Source organism: Phocaeicola plebeius, from assembly GCF_003437535.1.
Taxonomy (GTDB): domain Bacteria; phylum Bacteroidota; class Bacteroidia; order Bacteroidales; family Bacteroidaceae; genus Phocaeicola; species Phocaeicola plebeius_A.
In genome coordinates this window covers 1-26,105 of the sequence record NZ_QSQT01000004.1, presented here as the reverse complement: position 1 = coordinate 26,105, position 26,105 = coordinate 1, and the positions used below count along the sequence as shown (strand labels likewise).

At 38.9% G+C, this 26,105-nt stretch carries 12 protein-coding genes; 1 reads left to right on the top strand and 11 read right to left on the bottom strand.

The window, feature by feature from the left end; genetic code table 11:
* Positions 1-28 precede the first annotated feature (28 nt).
* Both DXD04_RS03140 and DXD04_RS03135 read right to left on the bottom strand, forming a co-directional pair.
* Positions 29-2,479 (bottom strand): glycoside hydrolase family 95 protein, encoded by a 2,451-nt coding sequence (locus DXD04_RS03140; RefSeq protein WP_117670793.1) that lies wholly within the window; start codon positions 2,477-2,479, stop codon positions 29-31.
* Between the two features lie 21 nt (positions 2,480-2,500).
* On the bottom strand, positions 2,501-3,370 hold the full coding sequence (locus DXD04_RS03135; protein WP_117670791.1) for an alpha/beta hydrolase: 870 nt from the start codon (positions 3,368-3,370) through the stop codon (positions 2,501-2,503).
* Between the two features lie 426 nt (positions 3,371-3,796).
* Between DXD04_RS03135 and DXD04_RS03130 the strand changes: the two genes are divergently transcribed.
* Positions 3,797-5,434: a glycoside hydrolase family 43 protein gene (locus DXD04_RS03130; protein WP_259299507.1), complete on the top strand. Its 1,638-nt coding sequence runs from the start codon at positions 3,797-3,799 to the stop codon at positions 5,432-5,434.
* A 90-nt stretch (positions 5,435-5,524) separates the two neighbouring features.
* Here the strand turns inward: DXD04_RS03130 and DXD04_RS03125 are convergent, their stop codons facing one another.
* From DXD04_RS03125 to DXD04_RS03085, 9 genes are all read right to left on the bottom strand, one after another.
* A complete protein-coding gene (locus DXD04_RS03125) occupies positions 5,525-6,850 on the bottom strand; it encodes a nucleoside hydrolase-like domain-containing protein (protein ID WP_117670787.1) in 1,326 nt (441 codons plus the stop codon).
* A gap of 63 nt (positions 6,851-6,913) precedes the next feature.
* Complete coding sequence (locus tag DXD04_RS03120; protein ID WP_117670785.1) at positions 6,914-9,451, bottom strand: glycosyl hydrolase 115 family protein; 2,538 nt, start codon at positions 9,449-9,451, stop codon at positions 6,914-6,916.
* Between the two features lie 215 nt (positions 9,452-9,666).
* Positions 9,667-11,925, bottom strand: a complete 2,259-nt coding sequence (locus DXD04_RS03115; protein ID WP_117670783.1) for an endo-1,4-beta-xylanase — start codon at positions 11,923-11,925, stop codon at positions 9,667-9,669.
* Between the two features lie 18 nt (positions 11,926-11,943).
* Entirely contained in the window at positions 11,944-12,963 is a 1,020-nt protein-coding gene (locus tag DXD04_RS03110; protein ID WP_117670781.1) for a DUF5627 domain-containing protein, read from the bottom strand.
* 21 nt (positions 12,964-12,984) lie between these two features.
* Positions 12,985-14,760: a RagB/SusD family nutrient uptake outer membrane protein gene (locus DXD04_RS03105; protein WP_117670779.1), complete on the bottom strand. Its 1,776-nt coding sequence runs from the start codon at positions 14,758-14,760 to the stop codon at positions 12,985-12,987.
* 25 nt (positions 14,761-14,785) lie between these two features.
* Positions 14,786-17,632, bottom strand: a complete 2,847-nt coding sequence (locus DXD04_RS03100) for a SusC/RagA family TonB-linked outer membrane protein (protein WP_117670777.1) — start codon at positions 17,630-17,632, stop codon at positions 14,786-14,788.
* 41 nt (positions 17,633-17,673) lie between these two features.
* On the bottom strand, positions 17,674-19,572 hold the full coding sequence (locus tag DXD04_RS03095) for a RagB/SusD family nutrient uptake outer membrane protein (protein WP_117670967.1): 1,899 nt from the start codon (positions 19,570-19,572) through the stop codon (positions 17,674-17,676).
* A 13-nt stretch (positions 19,573-19,585) separates the two neighbouring features.
* Positions 19,586-22,750 carry a SusC/RagA family TonB-linked outer membrane protein gene (locus DXD04_RS03090; protein ID WP_409034794.1) on the bottom strand — a complete coding sequence of 1,055 codons (3,165 nt, stop codon included), beginning with the start codon at positions 22,748-22,750 and terminating at the stop codon, positions 19,586-19,588.
* 748 nt (positions 22,751-23,498) lie between these two features.
* Complete coding sequence (locus tag DXD04_RS03085) at positions 23,499-26,000, bottom strand: glycosyl hydrolase family 8 (protein ID WP_117670775.1); 2,502 nt, start codon at positions 25,998-26,000, stop codon at positions 23,499-23,501.
* Positions 26,001-26,105 lie beyond the last annotated feature (105 nt).

The window sequence follows — 26,105 nt, the reverse complement described above, 5'->3', positions numbered from 1 at the left end:
ATTACAAATGATTCATTCTGTTAATTCTTTACTTTGCATACACGACATACCGCTTTCCCGGTTCTGTTTTCAAGTCATATTCATAGATTCTCTTTAGTTCAGGCTTTTCCGGATTCGAGAGTTTCTTCGATATTAAAGGTGAAGCAACTTCAGCCTGACAAAGTAATTCATTCGGACAATCCCCTGAAGCACGCTTCAAACCTTTGCCTTTCAAAGGAATATACGACCGTAAACGTATAGTTCCACCTATCCGCGAATAAATTACAGCCTTGGTAAGATGCACATTTTTCCAATCCATATCTACGACAAAACCTCCTCGTGCCACCAAGCCTTTTACATTTCCATCCTGCCATTCATCAGGTACGGCTGGAAGTAAATGCACTGCACCATCATGACTCTGCAAAAGCATTTCTGCCACTCCTGCTGTAAGGCCAAAATTTCCATCTATCTGAAAAGGTGGATGTGCATCAAACATATTGGGATACGTACGCCCTAAAGGATACTTACCTGCCAGACTGTCGCAAGGTAACAATGAAAGCATATTCCGAATGATATTATACGCATGATTTCCATCCAGCATACGTGCCCAGAAATTAATTTTCCAACCAATACTCCAGCCCGTAGCCATATCACCTCTTTGCAGCAATGTATTTTTAGCAGCCTGAAATAATTCTGGATGCCGGTAAGGAGAAATCTGATTACTTGGATACAGTCCATACAAATGAGATATATGACGATGCTGGTCTTTCGGGTCATCCACATCTTCCAGCCATTCCTGAAGCTGATTATATTGTCCTATTTGCATAGGAGGCAACTGACTTATCAGAGACTGAAGAGAATCACAATATGCCTTGCTATCCCCTATAATCCGTGCAGCAAGAAGAGTATTGCTCAATACATCAAAAGCTATTTGGTTATCCATCGTGCAACCGGCTACAATTGAAACTCCGTTCGGTCCATGTTCCGGAGAGACAGAAGGTGCAGTCACTCTCCAACCATACCGAGGATGCTTAGTCATAAATGACAAGAGGAAATCAGCCGTACCTTTCAACACAGGATAATATTCACGAAGAAAATTCTTATCACCCGAATATAAATAATGCTGCCAAAGATGTTGAGCTACCCAGGCTCCTCCATTAGGCCACATACCCGCATCGGCAAAATCCACCGGTCCGGCAGCCCGCCAGATATCCGTGTTATGATGTGCCACCCATCCTTTAGCTCCATATAACACACGAGCTGTTTCTTTACCTGTTACGGAAAGTTCATGCGCCATTTGAAAAAATGGCACATGAGTTTCCGACAAGTTAGTCACCTCTGCCGGCCAGTAATTCATCTCCGCATTGATATTAATTGTGTACTTACTATCCCAGGGTGCATATAAATCCTTATTCCATATTCCCTGAAGATTAGCCGGCTGACTGCCTGGCTGCGAGGACGAAATCAACAAATAGCGCCCATACTGAAACATCAACGCAGCCAGTGAACAATCTTTTACCTTATTGAATTCGTTAATACGTACATTCGTTTCCTTCTTTGAAAATTCCGAAGATGGCAAATGTAAAGCCACTCTTCCAAATTGCGCAGAATAAATCGCCTTATGCTCATCGTACAACTTTTTATTCTGTTTATCCCACGCCCCTTCAATGGCACAGCGCGCTTTAGCGTATGCATCTCCCGACACATCCTGATAATTCACAAAATTAGTTGCCGCACTGAGAAAAACGGTAGCCGAAGATGCACCTCTGACAGACAAGCATCCATCTTTACATTCTATTTTTCCATCCGATTTCACACGCATCATAACCACCGCATGAAGTGCAGCTGGAATACCTTCATGCTCTGCTCCGTTACACTTCATTATAAGATAGCCTCCTTCGCTCTTTACCTCTGAAGTCAGCGGACAAGCATATCTCAAATCCACATCCAATTTCTTATTACCTTTATCTGTCGCCATTTCTACAACCATGACGTTATCAGAAAAAGACGTAAATACCCGACGGGTATATTCCACACCATCACACCGAAAACGTACTGAAGCCGTAGCATCTTCTAAATTCAAATCACGATAATAAGAATCAATCTTTCCCTCACAATTGAAATCCATCAAAAGACTCCCCAATGTCAAATAACGCATTCCATGATGCGATGTCATAAATTTTTCATCCAACAGCGTTCTGGCTTCCAAATTTTTATTCTCAAATATAAGCCGTCTTACCTCATCCAGATAGCCTGAAGCACCAGCTCTGTTATTGCTATATGGACCGCCGGCCCAGAATGTTTCTTCATTCAGTTGGATTTCTTCGTGATTTATTCCACCAAACACCATTCCTCCCAAATGTGAATTACCTACGGGCAATGCTTCCCACCAATTACGTGCCGGAGCAGAATACCACAACTTCAAATCCCCTGCACTATTGGCAAACACACCAAGAATCGAAGTCGCCAGAAACACACATACGTACAGAAATTTCTTCATAGATGCCTATTCTTACAGTGATTATTTACTGAATGTTCCTGAAACAAAAGGCAGACACAAATATAAAGCAGAATGCCAATATTCCCAATCGTGTCCACCGTCTCTTACCCTAAACTGACACGGTATTCCCGCTTTGCGCATGGCCTGAAAGAACTCGATATTTCGGTCAAGCAAGAAATCGTCATCTCCACAATCCACAAACCATCTCACTGATTTCAGTGCCTGAATCGTACCTGCATCTGCATTCGTCACACGCTTGATACAGCTCCTTTCTATCACAGCTCGTGTCAAAATAGCCAGCTTGCTGTCCGGATTATCAAAACGGGCTGCTCCTTCTTCCGGAATTGACATCAGCGCACTCATCGCATACACCGAAGCAAACTTATCTGCATGCCACAACCCATAGCCGGTAGCTCCTCCGCCTCCCATGGATAATCCGGCTACTGCACGATTCTCTTTATCCCCAATAACGTGATATTTATTTTCTACATAAGGCAAGAATTCTTCAAAAAAGAAATCTTCATAAAGCCAGCCAGGCATATTAAAGAAACCATTCCATATTTCCTTGTAAATATCACCACCAGCATCAGGCATCACAATAATCATCTCACGGGCTTCCTGTGAATATATCAAACGGTCGGCCACCTCCTGCACATGTCCGCGCCATACCCAGTCTTGATTAGTTTGCGACATTCCATGAAAAAGATAAAGCACTGGATATTTTTTTCCCGGAACTTCTCCATAAGATGGAGGAAGATACACCGAGCATGTTCTTTCTGCATTTAACTTTTTACTAAAGATTGTATCATTTACGACTCTGCTACGCGAAAATAACGATACGGGTATAAAGCATAAAACCCATAAAGCAATAAAAAAAGAATGTTTATCCATAGACTTAAAATTTAATCCATACAAAAATACGCACCAAGCATACAAATTACAATAAATTACGTTACCAGGACTTTCGTTCACGTTACACATAAGCGATATTGCATTTACAAAACGTACATTTTACATATACTCATATTACATTCCCATTCATATCAAACTAATAAACAAGTCATTACATAAGCACGTATCCTATCGGAAAGAAAACAGTATCTCGTAACATAGAATAAAAGATATGCAACATGCCGTCACACATACCCCACACAAAACAAGTAAATTTGCCAATGAAAGATTACATAAATACTTCATTTAACCAACACAATCATTCAATTATTTACAACTAATTATTTAATCATGAAAAATCAATTTAAATTACTCACATTGGGAACACTAAGCCTCATCGCTGCCTCGTGTGGAAACAAGGTAACGATGCCCGATCCGGGTACTCCAGTGTTCACACAATTTACCTACACGGGGAAAGATGTAGTATATGAAAAGAATCCACTGGCAGAAGGAGAATTTTATAATCCTATACTACAGGGATGTTACCCTGACCCCAGCATTTGCAAGAAAGGAACCGACTATTACCTGGTATGCTCCTCTTTTGCCATCAACCCCGGAGTACCCATTTTCCATTCTACGGATTTAGTAAACTGGAAACAGATAGGACATGTGCTCGACCGCCCTTCACAGTTAAAGGTAGAAGATTCCGGAATCAGTGCTGGTATTTATGCTCCGACTATCCGATATAATTCCTACAATGATACCTTCTATATGATTACAACTCAGTTCTCAGGAGGGATGGGAAATATGATTGTGAAAACCAAAGACCCGATGAAAGGCTGGAGCGATCCTATCAAATTGAATTTTGAAGGCATTGACCCCGACATCTTCTTTGATGACAACGGCAAGGCATACGTCACTCACAACGATGCACCCGAAAAACCATTATACGAAGGACACAGAGTTATTAAAGTTTGGGAATACGACCTGGAAAAAGACCAGATTATTCCGGGTACAGACAAAGTTGTAGTGAACGGAGGAGTAGATTTGTCTAAAAAGCCTATCTGGATAGAGGCGCCACATCTTTACAAAAAAGATGGAAAATACTACCTGATGTGTGCAGAAGGTGGTACCGGAGGCTGGCACAGTGAAGTAATCTTTATCAGTGACAATCCTCAAGGTCCTTTCAAACCTGCTCCTGAGAATCCGATTCTGTCACAGAGACATCTGCCGGCTGAACGTCCGTTTAAAGTAGACTGGGCTGGTCATGCTGATTTGGTAGAAGGTCCTGATGGACAATACTATGGCGTATTCCTTGCTATTCGCCCTAATGAAGCCAACAGAGTAAATACCGGACGTGAAACCTTTATATTACCCGTAGACTGGAGTGGCACTTTCCCTGTATTCAAAGGCGGTCTGGAGCCTATCCAGCCTAAACTGGCTATGCCACAAAGTGTGAAGAATGAAACTGGAAAGAACGGATATTTCCCTAACGGAAACTTTACATTTACGGAAACTTTCACCGGAAGTTCACTTGATTACCGCTGGGTAGGAGTAAGAGGTGCCAGAGAAGGATTCATTTCTACTACTGCGGAAGGTCTAACAATTACACCTTACGAAACCAATATCAAGGCAGTTCTTCCTACTTCTACATTGTTCTATCGTCAGCAGCACCTTAATTTCACGGCTACAACTACTCTGAAGTATGTGCCTCGTACAGAAAAAGACCTCGCCGGAATTACTTGCTATCAAAGCGAAAAATTCAACTATGTATTTGGGGTAACGAAAAAAGCAGAAGATAGCTGTATCGTACTGCAACGTACTGAAAAGGGAGAATCTTCAACCATTGCCAGCGAAAAAATTGAAGGAAACACTCCAATCAGTCTGCGCGTAACAGCAGAAGGAGATAAATACACATTCAGCTACTCTGTAAAAGATAATAACTACCAGACCGTAGGAGGAACCGTTTCCGGAGATATTCTTTCTACCAACGTAGCTGGCGGATTTACCGGTGCAATGATTGGTTTGTATGCTACTACTTCCAACGATGCGGAAGCTTTATAATCAAAATTAGTAACCACAAAGAGTATAAGAAATATCTTCTATACTCAAAGAAAAGAGGCTGCTTAAAAGGGCAGCCTCTTTTTATTCTCATCATTTAACATATATGACAAACCTTCGATACCCAGTAAGACTAGGAACACCATCATCATTTAATTCTAAAATTAAATGAAAATTTTTACCTGTAGCATCTTCAGGAATGTGTAACACACACATTCCCTGCTTGTCAGACTCAATTTCTACCACACCTTTATACGTACCAGGCTCCTCATACACATACCAATTATAATGTAAATTATTTCCATCGGGGTCATACGATGAAGAAGCATCCAACTGCAATACTTCCCCTGCCTCAACTGTTTTACTAAAAAAATTAAATGTTGAATCATTCTCAAAGACAACGACCGGATGATGGTTAGCATCCGAAAATTTATCTGTAGTAGCCCAACACATTCTCGCAGCAAAATCATTCAAAATATGCTGTCGCCATTTATTAATGGCAGCAATACCCTCGGACGTACTAGCATGCATAAAATAGGGATCATAAATTTTCTCACTCTTACCTGATTTTTCAATAAAATCCATTCCTCGTATACCTGCAGTACGTTCCATTTTAAATCGGCCTCCCCATCCACCGTACGCAAGGCTATCCGGAACATTCAATCCATTCACATATACATATAAAAAAGAAGGAGAATCACCTTCCGAGGCCCATATCCTGTCTGGATAACAACCTCCTAACGGTTTTCTTGACTGAACATTATCTTTAATCCATTCATCACCAGGTCCCCATCCATAAATTTCCGTATTTCTTATATAAAAGATTTCCGGAAAAGATTTAGCAATCCAAGCTCCAGCATCATCTTGCCCTAACACATCATAAATTCGAATTTTAGCTACAAATTTTTGGAATTCTTCTGGACTTCTGGTAGAATGGACCTTCCAAATAGCTTGTGCTATCGTATTCATTCCACTCCATGCAGCAAGCCAGATAGGACGAGCGTCTTCTTCCTTATCTACCGCCGCAATAATTAATTCAGAACCCGGAGAGTCCTTACCTTCCCCAACTCCTGACATATTCGATTTTTCCTGTCCCCTTTTTACAATACTCTTCAAATAATCAGGTGATGGAAAATCGTTTGCATGTTTCTTTAAAAAAGGATAAGCATCTGCATAACAATCTATGACTTCTGTTATATCTGAAGTTCTATCCGGGTCATCTACCCAAGCATTTGAGCTGATGATTCCCTCTATATCCATTCTATCTGCACATACCAAAAGGTGTATCAATGATTGCTTGTCATCCGGATCAGCTCCACCTAAATCTGTAGTTACAATCAATCTTTGTTTTCCTAAATCATTTCGTGCAAACAGAAATCCACAAAAACCCAAAAACAAAGTCAAAACAATATATCTCATATCAAAACCGTTTTATTATCAATAGTCATCAAACTAATTGCTCTCATAAATAAAATATCTACTTTACCTCGTTCTTCTACATGGAGACTCATTCATGTATAAATACGACTTTTTATATCCCCCATAATCAACCACAATCTTTTCTAAAACCACAGCAGGATCTAAAGGCGAAAAATCAATTATATAACTACCATCCTGACTTACAGGCAAATCAAGACTCACTTGTTTTTCAACTACACGTCTTGCTACCGTAGGATAAAATGTAGTATAGATATTCTCAGGATGTTCATTCAAATCATGATTATAATTCACCGTCACTTTATTACCATTTCTAAAACCTATAGCATATCTATGACCGTCTGTGTTATGAAAAGCAAGCGTGGATTTTACAACCACAATGACATTCACAGTCTTACACTTCTTTATCTCCTCTGGTAAAACCATCTTATAAGAAACCGTAGCACCCTCCACCGGCTTTGTATAAGGCATTAATGTGATTCCTCCCAATGTTCTTCCCATATCGGGAATCACTTGCCATTTGAGGCTCTCAGGAGACTTGGTTTCAAAGAAATGCCCAGCTTCCATAGCCACATATCCGCCACTTCCTTCAAAGATGTATCCCCCTACATTTTCCTCTGATAATCTAAATACTTCCGGTTGTTTGTCAACTGAAAAGTCATCATTCCATGAAGTATAACCTATATGCTTTTGAATCATCATTCCCTTCCATTTTCCATTGCTCATAACGTTATTATAGTCTTCACTCAATGCTTTATCACGAGCAAAGCAAGCTTCTACCTTGTCAGCCCAATCATTAGCTTCCGGATTTCCTTCTTCATAAAGTTTATGGTTCATGGCCTGAGCATAATACATCTCATAAAGATTAGACATTGCCTGAACAGGAAATAACAGCAATTGCTTATAAGCATCCTTATATTCAGGAGCAAGTGATAAATATTGACGTAATGCTTCAGCTTCTAAACGTACATAATCATCTGCTACTTGCTTCCATTCCCCTGTTTCAAGATTATAAGTGTCACAATCCAGCATTTCCGCCGTTACACGACCATTATACTTGGTATACAAATTAAGAATCCGAGCTGCTTCCTCAGCCTGCCCTTTACCAAATATTTGTTCACAGAAGCAATAAGGATGTTGCATAAAATTATCAACAGAATAATCATTCGGATTCCATGCCATATCTAAAAATAAAGTAATAGGATACTCCATCGGTTTAAGATCCCCCACATTAAGTATCCAAAGTTTGTCCACTCCGTATTCATAAGTAAGATGAAGCTGCTCCCACATTCCTTGTATTGGAGTCATATTCATCCATTTTGAATTTCGGGGCGCTCCCACATAGTCTACATGATAATACATTCCCCATCCTCCCGGATGCTTACGCTCCTTATCGTTAGGAAGACGACGCACATTGCCCCAATTATCATCACAAAGCAACATTATTACATCTTCAGGAACCCGCATTCCCTTATCATAATAATCAAGTACCTCTTTATATAAAGCCCATACCTGAGGAGTTTCCTTTGCCGGCTTTCCAGTCACATCCTCAATAATTCGACGTTGGTTTTCAACTATAGACTCCATCAGTTTTACATTGGTATCTTCACTCATAGCCTCGTCTCCGTCTCCACGCATGCCAATAGTAATTATATCTTCAGTATTTTTTACCCTCTCAATACCTTCTCGAAAAAACTGATCTAACACTTTTTTATTCGTCGAATAATTCCATGCACCATATTCATTACGTTTACGGGCCCATTCTTGATGGTTTCGCGCCATAGGTTCATGATGTGATGTGCCAATAATCACCCCCATTTCATCCGCAGTCTTACTATTGAGAGAATCATCCGCATAAAAAGCCCACCCCCACATAGCAGGCCATAAAAAGTTTCCCTTAAGGCGAAGAATCAATTCACAAACCTGGGCATAAAAACGATGATCACCAAAATCTGTTCCATAATATTGCTTTACCCAGCTTGTCAGACAAGGAGCTTCATCATTCAAAAATATACCACGATATTTTACGGCAGGCTCTCCATCTGTATAAATACCTGGTAATATATAAGCTTCTGCCCTCTTGACTACTGGCACATCCATCCACCAATACCAAGGTGACACTCCAAGCTGTTTTGACAGCTCATAAATACCGTAAATAGTACCTCTACGGTCACTACCAGCAATTACTAATGCTTTTTTAACTCCATTAAAAGGAGCGTCAACGGTTGTTATAATATATTTCTCATTTTTTCCTTGCAATTGTTTCTTTTCGAGCTTCTCCTTCTGGATAAGTTGCTTAATATACTTTGAATTCAGACTTCCTACGATAATGCAATTCTCATCCGAAATTTCAGTTGTCAACTGAGGCTCCATCCCAAACACCTGACTAAAATCCTCACATAAATTATCTACAGCAATGTGAATACCTCTTTGATCTTCTTTATCTATAAGGATATTTATTATTTTGTTATCAGATACTAAAGAAAACGCATTACTTTCTTTTTCAAAAACCACAAACCGATTTGCTGAAAATGTATCCAAACATACTATAAGCAAAAAGCAAATTAGACTATGTATTTTCATGGTATAAATTTAAAATCATTTATTTCAAAAAACGACAACAAAGACTCGTAATCAATTCCACATCCAATATTATGAAAATTTCTCTTATCCCCATCTTTTACAAATAACAAAAACAGGAATAAGAGAAACTTTCATGTATAATTTTATTCTTGTGAAATTATCACTCTGAATTTTGTCTATTAAACACTTCTAATTTTGGTATTACAAATGCTTAATTATTTTTCCTGACTCAATTCTTCAGATGGCTCTGCTATAACTTTACCAGCAAGTCCATTAGCAAATCCAGCATACGTCGGTTTACGTTTAAAGCTGCTATCCCATAAACCAGTAGGTTCTCCTGGTCTCCAACCAGAATCAGCCGGACTATCTGTAGCACACCACTGAGTAATACCATATTGCTGCTCTACAGGAATTATCTCAAAATATTTACTGATAATAAACTGATAGAACTCTGCCATTTTCAGTTGTTGCTCATAAGTTACATTCTCAGTCTTGATAGCAGTACCGAAAGCTTTGTCTACAATACCCATATCCAATTCTGAGATTTTGATAAGCTTACCACTTTCAGCTAATATCTTAAACATATTAACGATTGCATCCTCTTGAGCTTTTTGATCTGCTTCGTTCAAAATATAGCTTACGTGCATTTGGGTTCCAATACCATCAATCTTTGTTACACCATCTGATTCCCATCTTCTAATCCATTCAACCAAGCTCTTTACTTTTTGATTACCATCCCACCAAGACTCTAGATTAAAATCATTGATAAACAACTTCAACTTAGACGGATCGCCTCCATATTCCTTGAAATATTTACGTGCTCTTGATTCAAGAATACGTACATAATCAATATCGCCTAAATAATCAGTCCAATAGAAATTAGTTGTAGGATCTCCATTCTCAGATGACTGCAAATCATAGAAACCATCGCCGTCATTATCTACTCCAGAAACTGTTTCATTTGCCAAATCCCAAGCTGTAACATAGCCACCTGTTGCTTCCATCATACCTTTAACCCAGTTATCCAAAGCCCAAGTAAGCGTATCTTTCTTTTCTTCAGGAGTCAAAGGAATTGTATTTCCTTTTTCCTCCAATTCCCATTTAATATCATCAAAATAATAAGTATTAGCTTCTGGCAATACAGACAAATTAAATGCAATAGTATTCATACCACTCGCACCTGCTTGATCCTCAGAAATAGTTCCTTCATACACAAATTCCTGCCAAGTGGTAGAGAAAGTAGGATTAGTAAACATATTATAGAAAACATATCCACCAGGTTCATTATGCGACTGAGTTTCACATCCAGCTTCTTTATCTGCGCGATATTTCATGCTAAAACGATATTTTTCGCCAGCCATCATCATTCTCGGAGTCTTTACAAAGAATTGAGTATCCCAAGTATTTGTCGGATTATCTCCTGATTTAACAACAATAGCACGTCCAGCTCCATCAGCACCTGTTCCCGCAGCACCAAAAGTAGCAGCTTTAGGACCAGATGTCATTTCCGTTGCATAAAAGCAAGAAGTATCATCACTTTCACAGTCACTATTTAAAAGCATATTATTCCAAAGTGAAATTGACGGTGCTTCTTTATGCGTTACTTTAAGCCATTCAATTTCTATATCTCCAGCAAAGTTTCCAGATTGAAACATCACAAAACCATCAGCTGTATTCACTCCTGTAAATGTAAGTTTAACTTCCTGCCATTCAGTTGTAAATGATAAAGCAGCAGTTTGTTGTCCTCCCCAATCTCCAATACAACATGTCAAATATCCATCGCCACTAGCCTTTATCTTAGCAGTAACCGTATATTCTATATCCGGACTAGCAACTAAACCATTCGCCACATGATATTGAATTTCGTAAAAATTCTCAATAGCTTCCGGATTATGAATTAACAAATTACCATCAGAATTAATACTAGCATCTACTTTATCACCATGCCAATAAGTATAAGATCCTAGTGTAGAATAATCTACATACACATCATTTACCTCTTCGGCATCTCCTGGATCAACTGTGATTTCTTTATCAGCAATCAACCCATTCAAATAAGTCATATTCTGCTGTGCATGCCAACCTAATGTATGACCGTAAATCGTAATACCTGCAGCTTTGGCTACATCTACAAAATTTGAAACCGTTGAAAAGTTCATCGTACCATCATCGGCTACAACTGAGGCATATTTCATTGCATTGCCTGCAGTCATCTCGTCAAAGTTTGTAGTAACCGCTTCATAAACTACACCTTGCTGAACAAAATCACTTACACTGGCCGCTAATCCCAACTTGAAGTTGGGATTTTTAGCACGGTCCAGATATGATTTCAACACGTCATAATTATTCAAATATTCATATTGAGCAACGCTTGTCGGTTTTTGAACCGAATAGGGCAATAGGGCATCGTCAACACATGATTCTACTACCATCCCTAAGGCTAATACCGGAAGCAATTTCATATATTGTTTCATGTCTTCTTTAATTTAAGGTTATTTATTATATGTAACATCAAACCATTCAGCCTTAACCTGACGATCGCGCATAACCAATGTATCCTTAGTTGCATAGACAGTAGAACCTAAATCCACTGTATAATCCAAATACAAGACGTCACGATCTTTGTTATTAAAGGAATTCTTTTCTCCCTTCTCTACATACTTACCAGAACCTGAAACAGTGCAGCCCGGAGTGTCTGTAGAAAGTGTACATTCATTATTATCATTAAAAGAAAGAATCAAGTTGCAATTTTGATCATTAAGAGTCAAAGCAAAATTAGCATCCTTCAATGAACGAGTTGTCAATTCACAAACTTCATCACTTTCAACAGAACCTGTATGACGAACGACTGTATTAGTAGCACCACCTTGAGTAATTTGATCTACCCCACGACGCAAATAAACTGCATCCCACGGATTAATATACTTCACGGCATACAAAATGTAATCTTTCGGCAATACATTCCAGTCTGACTTGTTGCAACGAACAGGATTTTCCACTAAAGGAGAGCCTGACAAAATAGAATCCGCATTATGTACATTTGACATTACCAAAGGAATTACATACGTAGTTTCTATTGCTTTAGGATCAGCAAAGAAAGCATCAGTCAACTGTACTTCTACTCCCGCACTAATCTGACCTTGAGGTATAGTGATTTGGTCAGAAGAAAGTGTATAATATTCAGCAGGCATAGGAACCACGTCTTCTCCTGTAGAGAACTTCAAGTTGTCACACAAAGAATTTACCACTTCAATATCAACCACAGGCGATGTTTGATTTTCATATACACCACCCATTGTTGCCTTAATCATACATTTATGTTGATTATCAAGTGTATTGTCAAAAACTTCATCATTACCCAAAACGATAGTACGCACCGGATACTGATAAGCAAAATATACAGTAGTTGTTCCATAGTCAGGGAAAGACCAATCCCCATTCTCACACGAAGAGAAAGAAACCAACGCTAACAGTGAAAACAAATAAAATAGTTTTTTCATTTTTTCAGTCATTAAAAATTATTCCACATAAAATCAATCCCAACCCTTATTCTGTTCCAATGCATCAAATTTCACTACTTCGCTATAAGGAATAGGACCAAACCGCATGAAATCATTATATGTACGGCTTTCAACATTAAATACCTGATAGGTTCCTCCACTAATACGTATTCCTTTTGCCGGTTCGTTCAAATCCATGTTCCAACGGCGCAAATCCCAAAAACGGAAACCTTCAAAACACAATTCCAAACGACGTTCATTTCGTATTAAATCACGCATTTTAGCTTGATCATTCTTCACACTTTCCAAATAAGGATCATTTCCTGAAGCATCTTTAATTCCAGCACGCTGACGAATGGCTTTAATAACATCATAAGCAGAATAACCATGTAAACCAGTACCTGTAGGTCCCCATGCCTCATTGGCTGCTTCCGCATAATTCAAATAAATTTCAGTATAGCGGATACGCGGACTATAATGTGGCTGTCCTGTAGTGGTTGTAGAGCTCAAATATACATCTTCACGTAAATGTTTACGCAGATAATAACCTGTACGGGTAGAATAGCCATTTTCTTTATTCAAACCATCATTGTTAGAAGTATTATCTACACTTGTATCAATGGTCTTGCCATCAGTACCCATAACGGTACCATTCACCACAATATAGAGAGCCAGACGTGGATCACGGTTGGCATAAGGATTTTGGTCATCATAACCAGCTTCAGGAGAGTCAATTGGATAACCATTAGCCATCGGGAAAGCATCAACTAAATTCTGAGTCGGATTAATCTGACCGCTACCGTAAAGGCTGGGTGGGAACTGCGCCTGCTCTAATGAATAAGCTGTAGCATCCTTACCATTTCTCCAAAGCATCTCCTGAGGATTAGAACCTCCAGTCAAGCTATTAATTTCATCCGCATTCTTATACCACGTATTTCCCTGAGCTGCCAAACCTGCTACTCCACCAATCAAATCCAGGATTTCACCATTATAGTCAGCAGCTTCTGCCCATGTTCCTTTGCTACCTTCTGCAAATGCCGGGCTGGCAGCTAAAAGTGCAGCTTTTGCACGAAAAGCCAACGCGATACGTCCACTCATACGAGAACGGAAATTGTTACCAAACACAATGTTGTACTGGCTGAAATTAGCCCCTTCAGAACGATATACTTCCGGAACTTCTGCATCGGAAGAGATATTCTCATAATCAAGCGGTAACAACTCTTCAGCCCGTTGAACATCATCATAAATAGCCTGAATACATTCATCAAAAGTGTTTCGCGGATAGTTGAAATTAGAAGTTTCATCTTCTAATTCCTCCACAATAGGTACTCCCATCAAACGACCATCCTCTGTGTATCCAGCATGAGCCTGCAACATATAAAAATTAAACATTGCACGCAAACCATAAGCTTCACCTTTCAAACGGTCACAAAACATTTTATTCACAACCGGATCTTTTACCCATGAAACCTGATCAACCTGAGTCAAGAAAAGATTAATGTAATGAATAGCAGCCTTACAAGATCCCCACTGATCCATTGGATTGTTATTTGATGTCCATGAACCAGTAGCCATCTTCAGATAACTGTTACTTGTCTGGTTAGTTACAGCATCATCTGTAGCCACATCATTAAATGACTGTGAATTGTAGGGATTACGAGTATAAGCATTAGCCAAAATTCCTTCTGCATACAAAGGATCTTCAAGGCCATCCGAAACTTGCTTATTATTTTCAATTGCTGGTGTAAATAAATCATCGCATCCCACCAGTAAAAAAGCCGCGACAAAAACTGTCAATATTTTTTTCATAAGAATCTACTTTTATTTTATCAATTTAGAAACCTATCTTGAAACCAATGTTGTAGAAACGAGTCTGAGGAGCTGCTCCTGTATTCAGTTCCAGCTTTTCACGTTCTTTCGATATTGTCAACAAGTTGCTTGCATAAGCATATACTGAGAAACTACGTACAAATGAATTTCCCAACCATTGTTTAGGCAAATCATAAGTCAACTGAAGACGAGACAGATTAAACCGGTTAGTCTTATACATCCAGAAATCAGAATTACGATAGTTGTGATTATCCGTTTGTGTAGTCAAACGTGGATAAGTTGCGGTTTCTGCAGTTTCAGGAGTCCAACGTCCACGTACCACTTCTGAATACTTCTTATCTCCATATACCCAATAATAATCACCACTCATGAAAGCAGAAGCCCCCCAATAACCGGTACCTAAAGCAAACAAAGTAAAGTTCTTCCATTTCAATGTAAGGTTCAAACCTACTGTCAACGGAGTTCCTTGCCAGCCATAGCGTTCGCCCAAATAAACTTCATCCTTTTCATCGATAATCTTATCACCATTCTGATCTACATATTTCAAATCACCAGGTTTCAATTCACCGAAAGAGGAAGTGATTCCTGAATTCTGAATTTCCTCTTCATTGTTGTAGAAACCTTCAGCCTGTAATCCCCACATACCATCAGTAGGTTTGCCCTTACGATAACGATATGCATCTTCATACAGTTCATCTACCTTTGTATTCTCATTGGTATAGTAAGTAGCATTTACTCCCAAGTTAAAATCAACTTCACCCATCTTCTTATTGAAATTCAATGCTAAATCAAAACCTGTACGGGTACTATTGTTATAGTTCACATAAGGAAGCAAAGTACTCTCGGGCCAATAAGACACAAAATAATTCGGATAACTATTAGAAGGTTGAACCAACATTCCTTCAAGGCTATTCTTAAAGAATGATGCATCAAAAGTCAGCATCTTATTCCATAAAGAACCGCGTAATCCTACGCTAATCTCCTTACGCTTGATGAAAGACAGATCTGAATTATTACCGCGTCTAGCTTCTGTTGCATGGCTCTGGTTACCATCAGCCCAACCCCACCAAGCACCATTAGCCTGGTCGTAGCTACTTTGGTACATATAGTAATCATCAATTCCCAAGTCTGTATTTAATACCGAACCTGAAACACTCAGCATTAAATCATCCAGAACCGATGAATCTTCCAGGAAGCTTTCATTGCTTAAACGCCATCCCAAAGTAAGTGAAGGTGAGAAAGCATTACGATTATTTTCCGGAAGACGAGCAGAATGGATTAAAGCTCCTCCAAAACTCATATAATATTTGCTCAAATAATCATAATCAACCTGCAAACCTAAATTGACATTGCTGGTTTTATGATATACGGCACTTTCACCTTGCTGATATCCGGCTGCAATCAACATAGCAGAAATATTGTGACTATCTGCAAATTTGTTGTTATAGTTCAACTGAGCCGAGAATGCCATAGTCTGACGATTCCAGCTATCGGCAATATGCTGAATACCATCGTGTACGTCATCACCATACTTTGTCAAGCCCACAATCAGATCCTGACCGTTCACATTAGCCCATTGAGGTTCATAAGTAGCATAAGTATCACCATAATAGCGATTGTAGGTTGTTGCATAATCTATCGCAAAACGAGTCTGAAAGGAAAGACCTTTCAAAAGCATAGAAAGATCCACATCTACTCCCATGTCAAACTGATATTGACGACTTGTATAGGTATTGACACCAGCCGCATAAAGATTGGCAATTTCATTAGTCTGATCTACTTGTGTACCGCCTAACAGATATTTTCCATCAATTAAGTAACGACTATTATTTACCAGATTCCATGCATCCGTATTATTCTGCATAATATAATCAACAGGAATCAGCGGAGAAATACGGTTAGGTCTCAGTGAAGCTGCAGCTCCCCAGAAATTACCACGGGCACTACGTCCATCATAGAAAGTAGCATTGGCATTCACGTAAGTCTTAACATATTGTCCCAGATTCACATCAATGTTACCACGTACACTAAAGCGAGTTGTACGGTCATCTTTCGCATTACCTACCTTTATCAATGAACCTGTATTATAAAGGTTGATATTGGTATAAAACCGTGCCTTTTCAGAACCACCTGAAATTTCAGCCGTTACATCCGACTGATTGTAAGCCTTTTTCAGATAATCATCAGAATAAAGATTTACATCCGGATAACGATAAGGGTTTATTCCAGAACCATGGTTATAAATATCCACATCACTATATAACGGATCCATGCCATCATTTACACGAGCTTCATTATACAATGTCATGTATTCAGCTGATCCTAAATATTTCGGATAACTTTTCGGAACGAAAAAACCGGTATTACCTCTTACATCAATACGAGTATCTCCTTCCTTTCCACGTTTAGTTGTGATATAAATAACACCTTTGGCAGCACGGCTACCATACAGAACCACAGCAGAAGCACCTTTCAGGAAAGTAATGTCTTTAATTTCAGAAGGCATTACGTTGTTTGCATCACGGGGCACTCCATCTACCAATACCAGATAAGAATCCATTCCCCACAAACTACTTCCGTTCCAGCCACTAACCATGTTCTCCATGCCGTCTAAGCTGTATGTGAAGTAATCCTTTTTCATTAATTCTTCTACATTTACAGAAGAAACTCCTCCTAAAAGGTCTTTTTTGTTCACCTTTCTATAAGCAACCTGTACTAACTCCTCTTCAGCAACAGATAAAGAATCTGAACTGGCATCCAACAATTCTGACGGCAAATTTTGAGCGCCGACATACAATGAAGAAGTTGCAAGTGCCGCACATAAAACAGACTTTATTCGTATGTTTTTCATTTTAATTCCTTTTTAATTAGCATTCAAAATTCTCAAGAGCATTACCAACCGGGATTTTGATATAATTCCGGATAAATATTCACATCAGAAACCTTCAAAGGCAACCAATAATGTTTCTCAGAGAAATTACGAGTTACAATCACCTCTTCTCTGAAATTAGAAACGCGACTTTGAGTCGGATCTTCCTTATCCAGTTCCACGCGATCAAATTCCTGAGAAGTTTTAATAGTATAAGGATACTCAGTTAAAAGTAACCAACGACGCAAATCATTGAAGCGATGTCCTTCATAAGCTAATTCTACGGCACGTTCACGTCGTAACTCGCTCATAAATCCGTCTAATGAGCCGGCGTATTTACTAGCAACATCATCTACACCCGCACGTTCACGAATCTTATTTACAGCATCGACAGCGGTCAAAGAGAAACCGTCGGCTTTTGCAGATGGGCCTCCATAACCATTGGCCACAGCTTCAGCATACATTAAATAAATATCAGACAAACGCATCCAACTTACTTGAATAGTCAAAGCATCACCATAATCGCGAAAGCCTTCATCAAAACCATTTACTACAAGTGGAGTAAACTTATGCAGCAAGTATCCGGTACGACTTTCATTTTTTACATCACGATAATTACCTCCAGTATAAAGATTGGCATACTGAATTTGTTTATCCTTTTGCTCTGAAGTAAATTTAGCTGTATTCTGAATTACCTGCAGTCCATCATAAGTAATGTCGGCATAGAAACGGGGGTCACGATCACGCCAAGGATGTTCTTTATCAAAATGAGAATCCGGGTCATTCAACGGAAGACCGTTTTTCATACCATAATAATTTACATAATTAGCCGTCGGCGAGAAAACAACACCATTTGTTTCATTTGCCAAAGTAGAAGGAACATATTGAGGACCCAAACACCAGCCTGATCCCATCCACCAGTCGTACATCGGAGTCTGGAAAATAGCTTCAGTAGAACCTGGGTTCTTGCTATTCTGTTTAAATGTATAGAATATATCGGTATAATGTTCAAAGTCGACCAAGGCGTATTGGGTTTGTCCTTTTTCTACCAGATTCAACAATTCTGCAAAAGCATCGGCAGCCTTCTTACAGTAATCCGCATTATAACTTCTGCTATTCTGAGACTCATAGTTCATCAATGGACTACCAGCCCACAAATAATTCTTTCCTAAATAGCCCAGAGCCATAATCTTATTGATACGCTGCTGGTTATTTCCATATGTAGCCTTACCAGTAGTAGTATCATCCCAATCAATAGGTAACAGATCGGCTGCACGACGGAAATCTTCGGCTGCACGGTCAGCACATTCCTGATAGCTCAAACGTGGGTTACGCAATGGTTCAGAAGAAGATGGTACAGAATCAATATAAGGTAAACCACCGAAATACTGCATCAATTCAAAATGGAACCATCCGCGGAAGAAATAAAGCTGGCCTAATATCAAGTCACGCTGCTCTTCTGTGGCTTCCACCAGTTTATCAATATTCTCAAGGCCTAAATTACATTTACGAATACCATACCATGCCAATGGCCATAAAGATTTTTGCGTACGATCACTAGAATTAGCGACAGTATTATTACGGTCCATCCAGCCGCATTGCCAGCCATCATAGCTTGACTGCCAGCCCCAGAAATCTCCCATATCAACCTTGTATCCCATATGATAGTCGATACTAAAAGAGATAAGTTCATCTTCTCCCCAGTTGAATGAGTTGTTCCAGTAGCCATGTGCAAAATCAGGAATACAGTAATACAGTTCTTCCGTAAAACCCTGGAAATTCCGGAAATTTTTAAAAGCATCCTCAGGGTTCACACTACTTTCAGGTGCTTTGTCAAGATAATCTTCACAAGAAGTCATTCCTACACAGCACAATGAAAGAAGTCCCCCATAGAATAATGTACGTATATTGTTTCTTTTCATTTGACTTTTCATTTTATAATGTGAATTTTAAACCGAAATTAATACGTTTCACCGTAGGATAAGCACCCTGAGAAGCCCAACCTGTTCCTGCAAAATTTGATTCACGGTCATCAGGCATACGAGTCCATACCCAAAGGTTATTACCATTAACGTAAAGTTTCAAATTAGAAAGTCCTAAACTCTTGATCCAACCGCTAGTAAAGGTGTAAGACAATTCTATATTCTTCAAACGAATGTATGAACCATCATAGAAATAACGAGCTGCATCATAATAACTGTTAGTCGTAGAACCAAAACGTGGCATCGGTACATCTGGATTTGGATTATACTTGCTCCAACGAGAACCTTCATCATAGGCAATCAACTGTTTCCGACCAAATGTAGAGAATACTACCTGACGAGTTACGTTATTTACACCATAGAACTGAACGAAGAAGCTCCACCCCTTATAATCAAAACCTAATGAAGCACTGTATGTATTCTGAGGACTGCTAGAATATCCATAAGGAATCTGGTCGTAAGAATTAATAACTCCATCACCATTATAGTCAAGAATATAGTAAGTTCCAGGCAATTTCTGATCATCATTTGACTCAAATGCTGTACTTCCGTAAATATCATCCATAGTCTGTGTATAACCATGGTCTACATAAGTATGAGTCTGACCAATTGACTTTCCGGCATCCTTCTGGTAGTCGGGTAACAATTCTGGATCATCAGCTTCAATAATTTCATTCACGGCATGAGTCATATTCATATTAGCCCATAAATGCAAACTATTTCTCAGAGTCTTGTTAATACGAAGTTCCAGTTCATAACCACGGTTTTTAACTTTACCCATGTTCACCCAAGGTGCATTCACAATACCTCCAAAATAAGAAGGCATAGCACGATCCGAACCGCTGATAAGAATATCCGAACGTTTATCTCTAAAAATTTCAATATTACCAGCAAACAATCCGTCTAAGAATGAATAATCAATACCAAAGTTAAATTTACGAACAACTTCCCAATGAATATCCGTATTACCTACAGTCTTCTGACGATAAAAAGTATAAGGACTTGCTACATTATACAAACCAGTTGCAATGTTGCCTCCTGTTTCCCACTGATCCATATAAAGCCAACGACGGGTTGTATCCCATTCGTCACCGATTACGTCATTACCGATTTCACCGTAAGAAGCTCTCAGCTTCAACATATCAAGGAACTTGATTTTCTTCATGAACTTTTCTTCACTCAGCATCCAGCCAATGGCACCTGAATTAAAGAATACAAAACGATTATCAGCGCTAAACTTATCAGAACCATTATATGCACCGTTATATTCCAAGAAATACTTATTGGCATAGTTATAGGTAACACGGAAAGCCCAGTCCTCACGATAATTAGGAACAATACTACCTTTCGCACGCTCCTGACGGCTGAATAATCCCATAGCACCTACCGTATGATTACCAAATGTATTGTTATAATCAATCTGGGCAGAATAATAGAGATGACGTTCCGTAGCATTATTATCAATAGAACCACCTTCAGCAATCCAGTTAACTTGTTCATGGAAATCAAAGTTATGACTACCCTGGCTTGGATTATAGCTGACTGCACCCGTTTCTGGATTAATGTATTTGTACAACGCCTGATCAGTTGAGTTTACACCACGGTTTTGTTCGTAAAATACATTGTCCCATGAAATAGAAGCTTTGGCACTTAAACCTTTTACAATAAAGTCCAGTTTCTGTTCCAATGTAAAGTCAGTTGTCAAACGAGTAGTTGTACGTGTATTCTGTCCGGCCAAGGCCAATTGAGCAACTGAGTTATTGGCATTGTTTATCGGGTCATATCCCCATGTACCATCTGAATATTGAGGATAAAATACATTAGGAGGTGTACTATAAGCACTACCCCAGATGTTATATTCATAACTAGTACGAGGTCCTTGTTTTACCCCATGTGAACCTGAAAGGTTCGTCTTTAACAATGTTGTCTTGGTAAGCTGGAAGTCAAGGTTACTACGCATATTCACACGGTTATAACCATAAGTAGTCTGATAACCACGTCCATTATCATATTCCTTAAACAAGTCACCTTCGTGCTGATAGTCAATGGCTGCATAATATTTCACAAAACGTGTACCACCACTCACACTGACATTGGCATTTTCAGAAAATGCATAATCCTTAAACATCCAATCTGCCCAGTCAATATTAGGATAGCGTTCTGCTTCTGCCTGATTTGCAGGATTACGATATTTATTCATTTGTTCCTGTGACATCATGTACATCCAAGAATCAGGAGTCAAACCTAATTCATATTCTACTGCATCATTACGCAATTGGAATGCATCGTATGAATCAAGTTTGTTAGGCAATTTGGAAGGCATCTTTAATGCCATACTACCACCTGCATTAATAGTTGCCTTACCTTCCTTACCACGTTTAGTAGTAATCAAGATGACACCGTTAGCACCCTTTACACCATAGACAGCAGTTGCTGACGCATCTTTCAACACTGAAATAGATTCTACAGAGTTTACATCGATACCTGACATCGGACGTTCAATTCCATCGACCAAAATCAACGGAGCGCTATTGTTCCATGAACTTGCACCACGAATGACAATTTGCGGATCTTCCTCACCCGGCATACCTGTTGAAGCTGTAGTAACAACACCTGGCAAGTTACCAGTCAACGCAGATCCCAAATCAGAAACTCCACCGGCACGTTCCAGTACTTTTGAAGAAGTCTGTGTAATAGCTCCAACGACAGATGCTTTTTTCTGTTGTCCATAACCTACTACTACAACCTCGTCCAAAACTTCTGTATCTTCACGCAGCACGACTACAATCATCGTTCTTCCGTTAACCTTTACATCTTGTGGAGTCATTCCCAAATAAGAGACTGTCAAGACTGAATTTCTATTGGGAACTTCAAGGGTAAAATTACCATCAAAATCGGCAACTGTTCCTACATTCGTATTACCTTTTAATACGATTGCTGCACCAATCAAAGGTTCATCATTTGCATCAAGCACCTTTCCTTTCACTACAACACCATTCTGAGCCATTAAAGAAACGCTACAGAAAAAAAGAAGTAAAAAGAAAATACGGCTTCGCGTGAGAAATAGCTTCTGGTTAGAAGAACTATTCTCGAGAAACTTTTGTCTTATGTTTTTCATTATACCAAATAATTAAAAATAAAAAAATTACAAAGAGTTACCTAATAGTATCCTTTCGTTATCCTCCGTCTTTTTTATTAACAACCATACGCATTTCATTTAAGATTACACAATTATAAATCATTTAACACAATGCAAATGTAAATCTTAATAAATAAAAGGAATTATACCACATTACCAACACCTATATTACATGTTACATCATTATCCCGTGTGTAACATTTTCTTTATTCTACGATACATTTAGGCTGTACAACATAAAATTGAAGGCAAAATATCCCGCATTCATTGTGTTCTGATGCATTTTAACGTCCAATTCAATAAACAAAACATTTTAATTAAAAACACAAAGGAATTAAAAAATGAAAGGAATCAGATTTTCAAAATTCTGCTAATAGATAAAACAAAGCCGCTTGTCTATTTACAATATTTAGCATAATATTGAAGGTTTTATTTTTAGGATTAATAATATTTCCAATGAAATCTCATATCTATCTTTTATAAATTCATAATAAATTTCACTTTTCAATAAGACCTCATTTCTTATCATCACCAAACATTACAATCTACTTTAATAAATGACTTACAAATTTTCATCCTATACCTTTTTTATAAATACATCTTTGACAAGTAGGAAGTATAACCTTAAATCAGTATATTTAAATAATATCACTCTGTTTCTTAAAACACAAAAAGACTGTTCCAGTTTGAAACAGTCTTTTTGTGTCAAGGTTAAGTTGAAATCAAACTATTGAGGAAAAATAATCTGATAGCGACCACTCAAATGCATAAACGCAAACAAACGCAACAACCCGTCATAATATTTATCCAGATATCCGTCTTCATAAGGTACATGTTTTGCTTCCCACAGCTGTTTGACAAATTCTTCGCATTTCACATCCGTACAAACCAATGACACCGCCGCAGCTGTAGCCACAAGACCCAATGAATGACGCAACTGTTTATATTCACCCGCCTGCAAGACTTCCTTCACCGGACTTCCATCTACATTATACTGGTCTTTAAAATCATAAAGTCCCTGACCATACAGAAAATTCTGTATTTTATTTCCATACTCCTGCTGCCATTCTCTGTCTGCACATGCCCAAGAATAATCCAGAGCAATATTCATAGGCACCCGCCATGAATCAAAACGGAAGGCATCTCCTATTATCCCATCTGAATGCAACAAAGAACCGTCATAGTTATTATAATCAGGATTTAAGCCAGTCACCGGATGAATACTCTTATGCAGGTACTCACGACTTCTCTCGGCGCATTCCCTCCAAAAACGGCTCCTTCCATCATAAGCCCATCTGGCCCACACTTCATAAAAAGCAGGCAAATGATAAGAAGGATCAGTAAATTTCGCACCGAAGCGGGTCGGAGTAAATGTAATCAGCTGATGTTCTATATTTATAAATGGGGTTACCGCATCTTTTCCAACCTTTTTCATCGAACAATCTAAAATATTTTGTGCTTCAGCTAAATAATTTATGCCAGATTCATTTCCCCATCTGTTCGACGCAAAAATAAGTGAAGTCACATAATATAGTTCACCATCAGAAGCAGGTCCTTCGGAATTACGAGTTCCGTCCGTCTGACAACTCCAGGCAAAATAACCTTCAAACATGCCTTTCTGGTGCTGCATGTACTTCTTACACCATCGCCACAAGCGGTCAAATATATCCTTCCGGTCAAACTGCACGGCAATCATCATTCCATAAGACAGACCTTCTGTACGTACATCATGATTCTTCAAGTCACTAATATAAGCCATGGAATCACCGACCTCAAAATAGACTTTATTGACCCCATAGAATACATCATTAAACACTTTTTCCAGTTTCGCATCTATTTCGGCCTGAGAATAACCCATTTCGGCAAAAAAGTTTCTATACTTACGCGTTTCGAAAGCACCCGCTGACCATGGAACAGCATCAAAACCTATCCAGTCAATTTCCACGGAAGCCCCCTTCTGCAGAGAGACCCGTATATCGCAGACTCCCACCGGAGCCTTTTCCACACATGCCTTTACCACACACCAGTCTTTGCCTGCAGGAATCTTTACAGTAGCTATATCTTCATCATCCGCTACAATTTTCACCACCCCACCTTTATCCGATTTCACACGCATTTTCACTTCTTGCACAGGCTGAGAACCAAAATCCACACGGTTGTACTGAATCCATGATTTTATTTTTTCCAATCGGCACTTCCAACCTTCGAACTTATTTTCATCATTGACAAAGGAAACAGACACTCCTTCTTTACTGATTGCACTATACCGATCTATCTGTATTTTCATACGCGCATCCGTAATCCCGACTCCGCGTAAAGTAGGCTTTACTTTCACAATCGTTCCATCAGAATTAAAAGTTAAGGAATCAATACGAACAGAACGCCGCTTATCAGCTTCAGGAGAAAAGTCATTATGATGATAAAAAAGATACCACTGTCCATTATATTCCACAATTGAATGATGATTTGTCCAACATCCAGTGGGAGACTCATCCATAATAATGCCTTTAAATTCAAATGGGCCTGAAGGTGAATTTCCCATTGCGTATGCCAATGTCTCCATCTTATCCTTCACCCAGGGAAAAGTAAGGTAATACTTTCCGTTTCTTTCAAATACAAACGGGCCTTCCTTAAATCCCTCAGGAAGCCCTTCTATCAGAACTGGAGCAGAAGCCAACTCCTTCATATTATCTTTCAACCTTGCCATACGCAGACCATTCCCAGCCCAATAAATATATGCACTTCCCTGTTTATCAATCAACACACACGGATCAATTCCCTGTATGCCTTCTATGGGCTTCCAGTCTGGCATGAATGGGCCATAAGGAGTATCCGACACTGCAACTCCCACGGAAAAGACTTTCATATTTTTAGGTTTTGCAGGAAAATAAAAATAATATTTTCCATTTTTGTACACACAGTCAGGAGCCCACATGGAATAGGACTCCGAATCCACCCATGGGACATTGTTTTGTGAAAGAATTACCCCATGATCTGTCCAGTCTACCAGATTTTGAGAGGAATATATATGATAATCTTCCATACAAAACCAATCTTTAAGACGTTCAACCGGACTTTTTATATCATGTGACGGATATAAATAAACTTTCCCGTCAAATACACGGGCTGTAGGGTCAGCTGTAAAAGAATGACTGATAATAGGATTTTGTGAATAGGTCTTTAGAATAACCAAAAACAATGTCACTATACCCAAATATAGATGCCTCATAAATATAGTATTAGGTTATAAGTAAAAAATAAGAAAAAGAAGCCACCCCGATATGTACTGCACCCCAAAAGTTAGACACAAAACTTTTGGGGTGTTTTTTATGAA